Annotated in this window: 12 protein-coding genes; 1 reads left to right on the top strand and 11 read right to left on the bottom strand. The window is 50.3% G+C overall.

All coding sequences use genetic code 11. The features are described 5' to 3' along the window. Nucleotides 1-65 precede the first annotated feature (65 nt). The 3 genes from icd to AC1DF0_RS22080 all read right to left on the bottom strand — a co-directional run bounded on the left by icd (nucleotide 66) and on the right by AC1DF0_RS22080 (nucleotide 2,948). Nucleotides 66-1,361 carry an NADP-dependent isocitrate dehydrogenase gene (gene icd / locus AC1DF0_RS22090; protein ID WP_442050498.1) on the bottom strand — a complete coding sequence of 432 codons (1,296 nt, stop codon included), beginning with the start codon at nucleotides 1,359-1,361 and terminating at the stop codon, nucleotides 66-68. A 141-nt stretch (nucleotides 1,362-1,502) separates the two neighbouring features. Continuing rightward, nucleotides 1,503-2,615, bottom strand: a complete 1,113-nt coding sequence (gene citZ, locus AC1DF0_RS22085; RefSeq protein ID WP_477575333.1) for a citrate synthase — start codon at nucleotides 2,613-2,615, stop codon at nucleotides 1,503-1,505. Nucleotides 2,616-2,651: 36 nt separating this feature from the next. Next, nucleotides 2,652-2,948, bottom strand: a complete 297-nt coding sequence (locus AC1DF0_RS22080) for a hypothetical protein (RefSeq protein ID WP_477575332.1) — start codon at nucleotides 2,946-2,948, stop codon at nucleotides 2,652-2,654. Between AC1DF0_RS22080 and AC1DF0_RS22075 the strand changes: the two genes are divergently transcribed. Next, nucleotides 2,917-4,449, top strand: coding sequence for a Ppx/GppA phosphatase family protein (locus tag AC1DF0_RS22075; protein ID WP_477575331.1), 1,533 nt, complete (start codon nucleotides 2,917-2,919; stop codon nucleotides 4,447-4,449). The two genes, AC1DF0_RS22080 and AC1DF0_RS22075, sit on opposite strands and share 32 nt — an antisense overlap. 25 nt (nucleotides 4,450-4,474) lie before the next feature. Here the strand turns inward: AC1DF0_RS22075 and ppk1 are convergent, their stop codons facing one another. The 8 genes from ppk1 to AC1DF0_RS22035 all read right to left on the bottom strand — a co-directional run bounded on the left by ppk1 (nucleotide 4,475) and on the right by AC1DF0_RS22035 (nucleotide 12,729). After that, the gene (gene ppk1, locus AC1DF0_RS22070) at nucleotides 4,475-6,541 is read right to left on the bottom strand and encodes a polyphosphate kinase 1 (protein WP_477575330.1); all 2,067 of its coding nucleotides are present in this window, start codon (nucleotides 6,539-6,541) and stop codon (nucleotides 4,475-4,477) included. 413 nt (nucleotides 6,542-6,954) lie between these two features. After that, a complete protein-coding gene (locus AC1DF0_RS22065) occupies nucleotides 6,955-7,350 on the bottom strand; it encodes an FxsA family protein (protein ID WP_442050493.1) in 396 nt (131 codons plus the stop codon). 31 nt (nucleotides 7,351-7,381) lie between these two features. Further along, nucleotides 7,382-7,864, bottom strand: coding sequence for an acyl-CoA thioesterase (locus tag AC1DF0_RS22060; protein ID WP_477575329.1), 483 nt, complete (start codon nucleotides 7,862-7,864; stop codon nucleotides 7,382-7,384). A gap of 101 nt (nucleotides 7,865-7,965) precedes the next feature. Then, on the bottom strand, nucleotides 7,966-9,720 hold the full coding sequence (gene pyk / locus AC1DF0_RS22055) for a pyruvate kinase (protein WP_442050491.1): 1,755 nt from the start codon (nucleotides 9,718-9,720) through the stop codon (nucleotides 7,966-7,968). A 251-nt stretch (nucleotides 9,721-9,971) separates the two neighbouring features. After that, on the bottom strand, nucleotides 9,972-11,048 hold the full coding sequence (locus AC1DF0_RS22050) for an acetyl-CoA carboxylase carboxyltransferase subunit alpha (protein WP_477575328.1): 1,077 nt from the start codon (nucleotides 11,046-11,048) through the stop codon (nucleotides 9,972-9,974). Continuing rightward, entirely contained in the window at nucleotides 11,038-11,910 is an 873-nt protein-coding gene (gene accD, locus AC1DF0_RS22045) for an acetyl-CoA carboxylase, carboxyltransferase subunit beta (RefSeq protein WP_337099609.1), read from the bottom strand. Before accD ends, AC1DF0_RS22050 begins: the two co-directional genes overlap by 11 nt. Nucleotides 11,911-11,950: 40 nt before the next feature. Then, the gene (locus tag AC1DF0_RS22040; RefSeq protein WP_307200428.1) at nucleotides 11,951-12,139 is read right to left on the bottom strand and encodes a glutamate decarboxylase; all 189 of its coding nucleotides are present in this window, start codon (nucleotides 12,137-12,139) and stop codon (nucleotides 11,951-11,953) included. Nucleotides 12,140-12,237: 98 nt separating this feature from the next. Continuing rightward, nucleotides 12,238-12,729: a phosphatidylglycerophosphatase A family protein gene (locus tag AC1DF0_RS22035; RefSeq protein ID WP_337099610.1), complete on the bottom strand. Its 492-nt coding sequence runs from the start codon at nucleotides 12,727-12,729 to the stop codon at nucleotides 12,238-12,240. Nucleotides 12,730-13,013 lie beyond the last annotated feature (284 nt).

Here is a 13,013-nt window from a genome sequence, read left to right as displayed (position 1 = left end):
GACCCCAAAGTCCCCTTTCAATCAAGCTATGATATTATTTTGTAGGCGTAGGCCAGCGTTCTGGACTACATGTTTTTGATGATTTCGTCAGCGAATGCCGAGCATTTCACTTCTGTAGCGCCTTCCATCAGACGAGCGAAGTCATACGTTACAGTTTTGTTATTAATCGACTTTTCCATACCTTTATAGATAAGGTCAGCCGCTTCTTGCCAGCCAAGGTGCTCAAGCATCATAACGCCGGACAAGATAACCGAGCCTGGGTTTACAACGTCTTTGTCCGCATATTTCGGAGCTGTACCATGCGTAGCTTCGAAGATCGCGTGGCCAGTCAAGTAGTTGATGTTCGCGCCTGGAGCGATACCGATACCGCCAACTTGTGCAGCCAGAGCGTCGGACAAGTAGTCGCCGTTCAGGTTAAGCGTTGCGATAACGTCAAAGTCAGTTGGACGAGTCAATACTTGTTGCAAAGCGATGTCGGCGATTGCGTCTTTTACGACGATTTTGCCAGCAGCTTCAGCTTCTGCTTGTGCTTTGTTAGCAGCGTCAGCGCCTTCAGCATCTTTAATGCGGTCGTATTGACCCCAAGTGAAGGTTTGCTCAGCGAATTCTTGCTCAGCCACTTCGTAGCCCCAGTTCTTGAACGCGCCTTCTGTATATTTCATGATGTTGCCTTTGTGTACAAGCGTAACTGTTTTCTTGCCGTGTTTGATTGCATATTCGATCGCAGCGCGGGCAAGACGTTGGGAGCCTTCTTTGGATACTGGCTTAATGCCGATACCGGAAGTTTCAGGGAAACGGATTTTGTTAACGCCCATTTCTTTTTGCAAGAACTCGATTACTTTCTTCACTTCTGCGGAACCTTCTTGGTACTCGATACCCGCGTAGATGTCCTCTGTGTTCTCACGGAAGATAACCATGTCAACCAGCTCAGGACGTTTAACTGGGGAAGGTACGCCAGCGAAGTAACGAACTGGACGAAGGCAAGTGTACAGGTCAAGCTCTTGGCGAAGCGCTACGTTCAGGGAACGGATACCGCCGCCGATTGGCGTAGTCAAAGGTCCTTTGATCGCCACGATGTATTCGCGAATTGCTGTCAGCGTGTCGGCAGGAAGCCACTCGCCGTATGTGTTGAATGCTTTCTCGCCGGCAAATACTTCGTACCAAGCGATTTGTTTGCTGCCGCTGTAAGCTTTCTCTACAGCTGCATCAAGTACGCGTTTCGAAGCGCGCCAAATGTCGCGGCCCGTGCCGTCGCCTTCGATGAATGGAATAATAGGGTTGTTAGGCACTTGAAGCACGCCGTTGTCAATCGTAATTTGGTCGCCTTCTGTTGGAAGCGCGTATTTTTCGAACTGAGCCATGAATAAAATCCTCCTTCAAAATGTTGCCTGCTTAGCAAGCCTAGTGTGAAGCCTATATATGATTATACACTGAGCGAAGAGAACGGACATATTGACGTAATAGCCCGTCCTCGCACACTCCATTATACCCTGCTAACGATTCTAGCGCTCGTCAATTGGAATATATTTTGCATTAACCGGTCCAACATAGTCCGCACGCGGACGAATGAGGCGGTTGTCTTGGTATTGCTCAAGAATATGCGCACACCAGCCGGATACACGGCTGATCGCGAAGATTGGCGTGAACAGATCGCGCGGAATTTCGAGCGTCGTGTACACCGAAGCGGAATAGAAGTCGACGTTAGGCTTAAGACCCTTCTGACCCGTAACCAATTCTTCGATCTTAACGGACATTTCGTACAATTCCATGTTGCCGGTCAGCTTGCCAAGCTCGCGGGACATTTTTTGCAAATGTTTCGCGCGCGGGTCGCCGTTTTTGTATACACGGTGTCCGAATCCCATAATTTTTTGCTTGTTCGCAAGCGCGTTGTTGATGTAGCTCTCTACGTTGCCGAAAGAACCGATCTCCTCAAGCATAACCATAACCGCTTCGTTCGCACCGCCGTGCAACGGGCCTTTCAAAGCGCCGATCGCGGAAGTAACGCCGGAGTATATGTCGGAAAGCGTTGCAACCGTAACGCGCGCAGCGAATGTGGAAGCGTTAAGCTCGTGATCAGCGTGTAGCACTAGCGCTTGATCCAAAGCTTTGATCGCTACTTCAGCAGGCTCGTTGCCTGTTAGCATGTACAAGAAGTTATAGGCGATAGAAACGCCTTTCTTTGGAGCAACCGGCTCTTTGCCTTCGCGGATGCGGGCAAAAGCAGCAATAAGTGTAGGAAGCTGAGCTTGAAGCTTAATCGCTTTCAACTGATTAGCTTCCGCTGTCATTTCGTTAGCAGCGCTGTCATACAGAGCAAGGCTGGATACAGCAGTGCGGAGAGCGGCCATCGAATTCGTATCCTTCGGATACAGCTTGATTTGATCAAGAACGGCTGCAGGCACGGCTGCGTACTCGTCCAATTGCTTCTGCAGTCCTGCAAGCTCGGAACGATTAGGTAGCTTACCGTACCAAAGCAGATATGCGACCTCTTCAAAAGTTGCGTTTGCTGCTAGATCATCGATATCGATACCGCGATACGTCAGTACTCCATCAATAATCGAACTGATGGACGACGCCGCGGCGACAATTCCTTCTAGACCTTTAGTTGCTGTCATCGTTCTCTCTCCTTTAACCAAATATTTGCTATTGGTTCATAAAAAAACGTTCGTTTCTTTACCGTCGCTCTTAATCATAAATGATTTTGCGGGTGAAGTGAACAAAATTGGACATAAAAATGCTTTATCGGCATTATCAAATATTTTATCGCAGTACCTATTCTCTTTAGCTCCTGCTGCATTTTTCCCCATTTGCTCCCATTTTAGCCGTCCTAGAAAACTATTTTTATTCAGTCGTATATAATGGTAAAATGTCCAAAAGAGAATCGGCAGGCGAAAGTTGCCGGAACGGAGGCGCATCATGACAGGACAACGCATCGGAATCATCGACATCGGCTCGAACTCCGTCCGGCTCGTCGTATACGAAAGAACCGCGAATGGCGCTCATCGCGTCTCGGACGGAAGCAAGCGGGCTGCCCGCCTTAGCGAGCGAATCGATGAGAACGGCAGACTGAACGACGCAGCGCTGGATGAGCTTATCGTCACGCTTCGCCATTTCACTATGATATGTGCGCATCATCATACCGGCCAAATCCGCGCCGTCGCTACGGCTGCAGTACGCAACGCTAGCAACTGCGCCGAAATATTATCACGGATCAAGAACGAGACGGGACTCGACATCGAGCTGCTTTCCGGTGAAGAAGAAGCGTCTTACGGCTTCCTAGGCATGATTAACTCTCTGAGCATTCGAGACGGCTTCCTCATCGACATTGGCGGCGGGAGCACCGAGCTAAGCTTATTCCGCAATCGCACGCTAGTGAAATCAGTTTCGTTCCCGTTCGGCTGCGTCAGCTTGAACAAGCAGTTCGGACCGAAGGGCATGCTCACAGACGATGCCTTGAAGTCCCTTGAAGCTTTCGTAAGCGATGCGGTTAAGCAGGAACCATGGATAGGCAAGTCGCCTGGCATGCCGCTCGTCGGAGTCGGCGGTACCGTGCGGGCGCTCGGCAAAATGCATCAAGCGGCCTACAAATATCCGTTTCCGCAAACCCATAATTACACGATCAACAGCGAGGAGACGGATCTGCTCTTCGATCAGATGCGCAAGCTGCCGCTTGACAAGCGCCGCAAGCTGCCAGGCTTGTCCAAGGACCGAGCGGACGTTGTCGTACCTGGAATAGCCATCTTACGCGTTCTGTACCGTGTTGTTAAAGCAACTCATTATCAGATATGCGGAGCAGGCCTCAGGGACGGCTTATTCCATGCGACACGGTTTCCTAACCATTCTAGGCAAGACGACGTGCTTGCATTCAGCTTAAACAACCTTAGCGCGCTCCATCCCGAAGCGCCAAGGCAGCATGTGATGCAGGTTGGGCGGCTTGCTGTAGAGCTGTATGACTCGCTGCAATATTTGCATCAATTGCCTGACGATGCCCGTGTTCTGCTCGACTCGGCCGCAAAGCTGTTCCGAATAGGCGCTTCGATCGACTATTACGAATATGCCCGGCACTCCTTCTATTTAATCGTGAATTCGCATCTGAACGGCTTGTCCCATCGGGAGATTATCATGACTGCCGCCATTGCCTCCTACAAGAGCAAGAGCCGCGCTAGGCAGCAAATGTCCGAATATCGCGAGCTGCTGCAGGATACCGACCTTGAGCTTATCTATAAACTCGGAACGCTGCTGCAGCTTTCCATTGCGCTTGACCGCAGCGAGACACAAGCGATCGGACAGCTGTTCATTCATGCGTCGGGTTCATCGCTTCAGCTTCGGCCGATTCAGCCTCGAGGCGTACTGGCAGTGGAACAGCGCGAGATCGAAGAGCTCGCTTCCGAATTCAAGAAGCTTTGGGGCTTATCGCCTGGGCTCTCCTTAACAGGTGTTAATGACTGACAACGCCGTCAAAACGGAGGCCGCGCTATGCGCGGCCTTTCCACGAATTTATAAACCTCGCTTCGAACTGGCTTCGGAACGGCTCTCTTCCCTCTTCCTCGATCGACTCGTATAAACCAGTCGGCTTCAGCTCTCTAGCTTTTACATTGTCATTCAAATTCAGCTTGAGCATATTGATTAATATTTGTCGCAACGATTCATCGAATACCGGACACATCAGCTCGATTCTCCGCGTCAGGTTGCGCGTCATCCAATCGGCACTGGACAAATAAATTTCTTCTTCGCCGCCGTTGTTGAAATACATAATCCGCGCATGCTCCAGGAAGCGGTCAACGATGCTGATTACGCGAATATTCTCGCTTCGCCCCGCAACGCCAGGCCGCAAGCAGCATACGCCGCGCACGATCAACTCGATCTTCACCCCAGCCTGGGACGCCTCATACAGCTTGTCGATCATTTCTTGATTCGACAGTGAATTCATCTTCGCAATAATACGAGCCGGTTTGCCTGCCAGCGCATTGTCGCGCTCTCGGTCGATAAGGCGATACAACTTCTCCTTCAGGTCAGATGGAGCAACACCGAACGCTTTCCAATCGTAAGGGGACGAATACCCTGTCACCTCGTTGAACAATGCAGAAGCGTCACCGCCAATAACCGGATGCGAAGTGAATAGACCAATATCGGTGTACAACATTGCCGTGCTGTCATTATAGTTGCCCGTTCCGACATGGACATAGCGGCGCAGCGTCTTCTGCTCGCGTCTGACGACGAGCAATATTTTCGCATGCGTCTTTAATCCGACAAGGCCGTAGACGACATGGCAGCCGGCCTTCTCTAGCTGACGCGCCCAAGCAATATTCCGCTCCTCGTCGAATCGCGCCTTAAGCTCGACAACGACTGTGACTTGCTTGCCTGACTCTGCTGCCTTCGCTAACGCTTGCACGAGCGCAGACTGGCCGCTGACGCGGTACAACGTCATCTTGATCGCCATTACATCTGGATCATAAGCTGCCTGCATGACGAAGTCGTTGACTGCTTCGAATGATTCATACGGGTGGTACATCAGGACATCCCGCTGCCGAATAACCTCGAACATATCGTCGGTTTCATCGAACTCACGCGGATAGACCGGCTCCATCTTCTCATATCTAAGACTGTCGTATCCAGGAAGCGAGTTCGCGAACTTCATAAGGAAGCTCAGATCGAGCGGTCCATCGATTTCGAACAAGTTATCCTCGATTTCAAGTTCCTCTCGCAGCGTCTCAAGCGCATAAGGATGCATCCCTTTGCCGATCTCTAGACGGACCGGAATCCCCCAGCGGCGACGGCGAAGCTCCTTCTCGATCTCTTCGAGCAAGTCCTCTGCGCCCTCTTCATCCAGCGTTAAGTCGGCGTTGCGGGTAAGACGGAACGGATGGACCGAGAACGGCTCGTAGCCGTTGAATAACGTATTGATGAATTGCTCAATCAGATCCTCCAGCAAGACGAACTCCGACTTCTTGCTATTCGTTCTGCCTGGAACAGGCACAAGGCGCGATAAGATAGACGGAACCTGCACGATGGCAAATAACGGCTCCTCATCGGCCGATCCGCCCTCTCTTTGCAGCAGCACAGCCAAATACAGCTCCTTCGTACGAAMGAGCGGGAATGGCCGGCTCTGGTCAACCGCCATCGGCGTCAACACCGGAAATACGATTTGATGAAAATATTCCGTAATCACTTTCGCTTGAGTCGCGTTCAATTCGTCGAACGAGCGAATAAAAATACCTTCCTTGCTTAGTCCGCGAAATACTTCGCGATATGTACGATATTGCTCATGCACCATTTGCGTCGCCCGTTTAATAAGACGCTTCCACAAGCCGCCTGGCGTGTAGCCGGTGAAGTCGGTCTTCGTCAGTCCTGCCCGCATCTGATCCTGAATACCGGCTACGCGAACGCTCATGAATTCATCCAAATTACTCGTTACGATGGCTAGAAACTTCGCTCGCTCCAGCAGCGGGTTTCTTGCATCCTGCGCTTCCTGCAGCACGCGCCGATTGAACTCAATCCAGCTTAAATCCCGGTTGACATATTGCGATAAATGTTTGGTCAAGGTGATCCTCCTACAAGCTATTCGTAGAATAGCGTGACTTCGTAAGCGTAATCTTAGAGTTTACAAAGTAAACTCACATCGTAAGCGTAAACTTATCATGGTGCTCTAGCGTCTCTACAGCTCGTCTATAATGGATAATTGCATTAACTTTTGCCCGTTTAGAGGCCTTCCAGCACCTATGTTGGATATTTGCACTAACTATCTTCCGAAACGCCCCATTAAGACCATTCAAGACCGAAGTTGATGCAAAAATCCAATATAGCAGCTAGCCCAGCCGAATAACGGCACTCTATCCTGCAAAAATCCAACATAGCCGTAATTCATTAACGTGCTCCTAGCACTACTTCTATTGTAATCGACGACTATTATTTCCATGTTAATCAATTGTAAAGCTAACGTAAATCATACGAAAGTCAGAATCGGCCAATCTTGAAGTTGCCGTTCCGCATTCTTTTCTCAATCCAACCGAGCATATACGCTCTGTAGAAGGGACGAGTTATCGGGAAGAGCAGCGTGATCCCTACGATGTCGGAGAAAAAACCAGGCATGAGCAGCAGCAAGCCGCCGATTAATACGCATAGTCCGTCCAGCATCGTCTGTCCCGGGATTTGTCCTGCTTGCATCTGCCGCTGCGCTTCCGCCCATACTTTGCGCCCTTCTGCCCGGGCCATATACGAACCGACGAGCCCCATCAGAATGAGCACAAAAAACGTCGTCCAACCGCCAATAAGATCGCCTACCTGCAAAATTCCCCATAGCTCGATGATCGGTATGACAATGAATGCCGCCAGCAGCCATTTATTCATCATTCATTCCTCCCTATTCGTTCACATTTTGCGCCTATACGCCGGAGCTAATGCCCGCACAAATAAGCTCGTACAGCTCAGGCATCACTTTATTAAGCCGCGCAGGCTGCCATTCCGGATTGACCCATACATGTTTAGTACCGCCCTGGACGAGCAGCTCGCCAGGCAGATCTTCGCCTTCAGGCAGCAAGCCTGAAGCGAAATGCTCCTTGTCTACTCTTCGAACCTGCGATTCGAAGGAAACACGCAGCGGCGTACATTCCGCAATTCTCGTACACACAACTACCATGTCGTCATAACGGGCCGGCAGTACATAATGGCATTGCAGATCGATTACGGGCAGCAGCAAGCCTCGCGCCTCGATCGACTTATAATCGTATCCGGCATTCCTTATCCATTCCGTACGTCCAATTTCGAACCAGGTTACATAATTGCCGTGAAAAACAACTCCCATCTGATCCGTTTCTTGGTAACGAACCCTCAGCGGATGCATATACCATCCAGTTGCTGCACTCATAGCTACTGCTCCATTCCGTCTAAATTGAGAAAAAAGCGACGGTAGATTCACCGTCGCTTCCGTATCGTTATATGCCGCTTCGCGAGAAGCAGCTTTTATCATTAAAGAACTTTCGATTGACCGGAGTAGATAACGCCAGTCTCAGCGTATACCGTTACTTCCATGCCGTCTTTGAGCAACTCCGTCGCTTCAGCAACGCCTAGAATAACCGGGATCCCTACATTAAGACCAACAACTGCCGTATGGCTCGTAATGCCGCCTTGTTCCGTAATAACAGCGGCTGCAAGCTCGATTGCAGGCATATATTCTTTGTCTGTCGCTACAGCAACAAGAATGGAGCCTTTCGTCGTCTTCTCAATCGCTTCTTGAGCAGTGCGCGCGATTACGATTTTGCCGGTAGCCGTTTGGCTGCCGATGCCTTGTCCTTGAGCAAGCAGCTCACCAATATGGTGAATCTTGATCAGGTTCGTAGTGCCTGCGCGGCCAACTGGAACGCCTGCTGTAATAATAACGGTGTCGCCTAGGCTAAGAAGGCCTGTGCTCATACCGCCTTTTACGGCATTTTCGAACATTGCGTCCGTCGTATCTGCGTCTTCGCCTTTAACCGGCAATACACCCCAGATAAGAGCAAGACGACGCATAACGCGCTCGTCCGTCGTTACCGCAACGATTGGCGATTTTGGACGGTACTTCGAGACCATGCGAGCCGTAAAGCCGCTTTGTGTCGAAGTGATGATCGCTTTCGCGCTAAGGTCAAGAGCGGAGTTCGCTACAGCTTGGCTAACAGCTTCCGTAACGGTAGTTTGTTGAGCGTTCGCTTGTTTTGTGAAGATCTCACGGTATTCAAGAGCCGCTTCAGCGCGCTCTGCAATACGAGCCATCGTTTGAACCGATTCAACCGGGTATTTGCCGGCAGCCGTCTCGCCGGACAACATGATCGCGTCCGTGCCGTCGAAGATCGCGTTCGCTACGTCGCTCGCTTCAGCGCGAGTTGGACGCGGATTGCGTTGCATCGAATCGAGCATTTGCGTAGCCGTGATAACAGGCTTGCCTACGCGGTTACATTTTTTGATCATATTTTTCTGAACGAGCGGTACTTCTTCGGCTGGAATCTCAACGCCGAGGTCGCCGCGAGCAACCATAAGACCGTCGGATACTTCAAGAATTTCGTCGAGGTTGTCTACGCCCTCTTGGTTCTCGATCTTCGAGATGATTTGGATGTGGCCTGCGTTATGACGCTCAAGCAGCTCGCGAATTTCAAGAACGTCGCTTGCTTTGCGCACGAAGGAAGCCGCTACGAAGTCGATGCCTTGTTCGATACCGAAAATAATATCGTTCGCATCCTTCTCCGTAATACCTGGCAACGAAATTTTCACGCCTGGAACGTTAACGCCCTTCTTGCTCTTGATTGGGCCATTGTTCACGATACGGCAATGAATCTCAGTGCCTTCAACCGATTCAACCGTTAGACCAATCAGACCGTCGTCGATCAGGACCGTGGAACCAACCGTTACATCGTTCGGCAGATTGCTGTACGTAATCGGAATACGAGTACGGTCGCCGAGGATTTCTTCTGTCGTCAGCGTAATTGCGTCGCCTTGAATGAGCTCGATCGGCTCTTCCTTCAGCTTGCCCAGACGAATTTCCGGACCTTTCGTGTCGAGCAGAACGGCTACGGATGTTCCAAGCTCAGCGTTGGCAAGACGAATGTTTTTAATACGGTTGCCATGCTCTTCGAAATCGCCGTGCGAGAAGTTAAGACGAGCGACATTCATGCCGGCTTTAATCAATTTCTTTGTGTTTTCCAACGATTCGCTGGACGGTCCGATAGTACAAACGATTTTAGTTTTACGCATGTTCATTTTCCTCCGATTAACGCCTAGTATTCGATATCATGCAAATGCGGCCGCTCCAGCAACTTATTTGGCGAAGCAAGCCGTTTGTTTCTTAATGGTTTCTAAGTATCTTAAGAGCAATCCTCATAAATGCTTAGAAATGGGCAAAAATGAACAACGTATAAGCTTGGCTTATACATTGTTATTTCCTCATTTATAATGACATGATTCACTACTGCTTGTACAGTGAAAAATCATGTCTTTACAGCCTCTTATTGTACGGTTGGCGCTTCCTGCATCGCGAGCTGCTCGGAATCATCCGATTCACTCGCCGCCGCTTCCGCAGAAGGCTCTTGTCCACCGCCAAAACTCGGCTCATCGCCGGCTGGCTGCTCGCTTACGCGGAACTGGCCGACTTTTCTAAATTTATTGTAACGGTCTAGGACAAGCTCGTCTGGAGTAAGCGCAAGAAGCTGTTCAAGATGCTTCCATAGCTTATCCTTAATTTGCTCTGCCTGGAAGGCCAAGTCACGGTGAGCGCCGCCCTGCGGTTCGGCAATAATATCTTCGATGATGCCGAGCTCCAGCAAATCATTGGCTGTAATTCTCATAGCAGCAGCCGCTTCATCCGCTCTTGAGGCATCCTTCCAAAGGATCGATGCCGCTCCGTTCGGAGAAATGGCCGAATAAATCGCATTTTCCAGCATGAGCACCCGGTTGCCGACGCCAAGCGCCAGCGCGCCGCCGCTTCCGCCTTCGCCAATAACGATACAAATGATCGGAACGCCGAAGCTTGCCATCTCGCGGAGATTGCGCGCAATCGCTTCGGATTGTCCGCGCTCCTCTGCCGTATTGCCCGGATATGCGCCCTTCGTATCGATGAACGTAATGATCGGACGCTTAAACTTGTTAGCCTGCTCCATGAAGCGCAAAGCTTTGCGGAAGCCCTCAGGATGCGGACTGCCGAAGAAACGAGCGATGTTATCGCGCGTATCCTTGCCCCGTTGATGACCAATAACCGTAACCGGAATACCGTTCAGCTTCGCAAGTCCGCCGACAATCGCAAGATCGTCTGCGAACAGACGGTCACCGTGCAGCTCCATAAAATCGGTGAACACTGCGTTAATGAAATCTAGCGAGGTCGGACGCTGATGATGACGCGCCATATGCATACGTTGAGCTGGAGTCAGATCACTGTACAGCTCTTGCTCCATCCGTTTGCACTTTTCCTCCAAAATAAGAATTTCATCGGTGAAGTCAATTCCCTTTTCCTCGCTAAGCGCCTTCAGTTCAGTTACTTTCTGGCGTAAATCAGAGATCGGTTTCTCAAAAGGCAACTCACCCGCCATGGGATGCTCCCTCCCTTACACAATGCATATCGAGCAGCTTCGTTAACGTTGATTTCATATCCTTGCGATGCACAACCTTGTCGAGCTGTCCGTGCTGCAGATTGAATTCTGCCGTTTGGAAGTTGTCAGGAAGCTTCTGGCGAATCGTTTGTTCGATGACGACGCGTCCGGCAAAGCCAACGCGCGCGCCAGGCTCGGCCAATATATAATCGCCCAAGCTTGCGAAGCTCGCGGAAACGCCGCCCATTGTCGGATCCGTGAATACCGAAATGTACAAGCCGCCTGCACCTTGGAACCGGGACAAAGCCGCGCTTGTTTTCGCCATTTGCATGAGGCTAAGAATACTCTCTTGCATCCGCGCGCCGCTTGAGGTCGAGAATATAAGAAGCGGCAACTGCTTCGCATGAGCCGCTTCGATCGCGCGTGTAATTTTTTCCCCGACGACTGAGCCCATGCTGCCTGTGAAGAAATCAAAGCTCATGACGCAGATTACGACTGGAAAACCACCGATTGTACCTTCACCGGTAATGACGCCGTCGCGCAGATTCGTCTTGCTCTTCTGCTGCTCCAGCTTGCTTGCATAACCTGGGAAGCCAAGCGGGTCAACCGATTCCATATTGGCGTCATACTCGGTCAATTGCCCGTCATCAAGCGTCATAGCGACTCGTTCCCACGCGCTGAGCATATTGTGATGCCCGCAGGAGGAACAAACCTTTAAGTTCTTCTCAAGTTCCTTGCTATACTGAATATTGCCGCATTTCGAACACTTATTCATTAATCCTTCAGGTATATCGCGTTTTGAAGGCCGTTCCGATGGAACGGTTGCATACTTCTTCTTCGTAAATAGATCTTTAATTTGCACGTGTGACACCTCTCAAGGCGCAATAGTATAGAGCAATCCGTTACAGACGCATAATGGAATTAAGCACTTCCTGCACTTCTTCCAATTCGCCGGACGGAACCAATATCTCGTATTGCTGTTTGGACAGATTTACAGAGCGAATTTTCACAAGGAAACCTTCCTCCGTCAGCCGCTTCTTGATGTTATCTGCGATTTTTGCTGTTTGTGCGATATAGATGACCGTCCACATCATGGTACCTCCTGAAAACTTTGCAGCCCGCAAAGTTCACTTCGTAAGCTTAGCTAATTCCCGGTAACAGGCCATATGATGTCACAATGATACCATAGTCATGGCGAATCCGGCAAATCATATCGAAGCGCCTTCGGGTCCTGATGGGCGATTCTGGCAGATGCAGCGGCGGCTAATCCCGCAACCAGATCGTCCAAAAACACATGAATTTTCTCGCCTTTTACGTTCAACTGACGAATAATGCCGGGTTTTACTTTATCTAAATATCCGAAGCTCGTCAACCCAATCATGCCGTATACATTCGTAATGCCCAGCGCCAGTGTCTCATCTACGCCGAATAATGACTCATCCGTTTCCATAATTGCCTGGAGCGGCTCTGGCAGAAGTTTCTTCTCCGCCAGCTCATCAAGCGCAATGCCCGTGAACAGCACATATTGCACTTCTCGTTTTGCAAGAACCGCTCTGACGCTCTCTTCACAATCTTCCATCGTCAAATCGGAATTGTACGGAAGCTGCAGCATATAGACTATTTCTGTTATATCGGCAACCGCCACGCCACGCTTCAGAAGCCATTTCTCTATTCCGGTCATACGGCTATCCCTCCCGCTGATGCTTGTATGCTTGTACGTAACCTCGCTGATCCGAGCAGCCCAGCCGCTCCTAATCGGTTCTAGATAGCAGGCCATATCCGCTTGTATCTCTAAACATATGCGGGTACAAGCCGTTACGTGCATACCGCGACGGGAAAGTTTAGCAATAAAATGACAAGTGCTGATTCGTTGCCATGAAAATAAAAAAATAGCGCAATAAGCTTGCGCTATTTCCGACATACGACCTCTATCCAACGGAATAGCGAAAATTTCTGTCGTTATTT

This window comes from Paenibacillus sp. 05T425, assembly GCF_056396205.1.
Note: the sequence above shows the minus strand (reverse complement) of the source record. Positions and strands in the feature narration are given on the sequence as shown.